This is a genomic window from Oleiphilus sp. HI0123, from assembly GCF_001635315.1.
The window spans coordinates 1-548 of record NZ_LWGE01000488.1; the positions used below are offsets into that span (position 1 = coordinate 1).

A 548-nucleotide genomic window follows, 5' to 3' on the forward strand; every position below is an offset into this window, starting at 1 on the left:
TAGGTGTTTTGTCTTTATCTATTAATAGCGCACGAACGCCCTCCGCAAAATCGGGATGACGGATCATGTTGGTCGCTAAAACCAGCTCGCTTGTAAAAGCGTTTTGTAAATCAGTATAACGATGGCGTTTTAACTGCTCATAAATCGCAACAAGAGATAACGGGGAGCCAGCAAGTAAAGTTTGCTTAGATTTGTTGAGAAAAGTGTTACTTTCATCAAAAGCTACGATTGCATCCGTAATTGAACATAAAGAGTTATGCTGGCACGCCTGCTCAAGCACTTGTAGGTTTAGCTTTATTTGCGAACTTTGAAGTTGTTTGCTTGTAAGCTCTAGTGCCTTTATAGCTTCTGTTACCAAGAGGTGGTTGTTATCATTTTCTTCTGAAAATTCAAGCTTGGATATTGCATGAATCAGCTTTTCGACATCATTTAACTCAATGGCAAAATCAGCTAAGCGGCAAAATAGTGTATCGGCTGCATTAATAGCTACGCCCGTTAACGCCAGAAAATATCCTAGATTATAGGGAACCTGATTAAGAAATTGTGTT

Annotated in this window: 1 protein-coding gene; it reads right to left on the minus strand. The window is 39.4% G+C overall.

The annotated features are described in order from the left end of the window. Nucleotides 1-548 (minus strand): enoyl-CoA hydratase/isomerase family protein (locus tag A3761_RS04635; protein WP_197472821.1); only part of this gene is annotated, 548 nt, incomplete at both ends.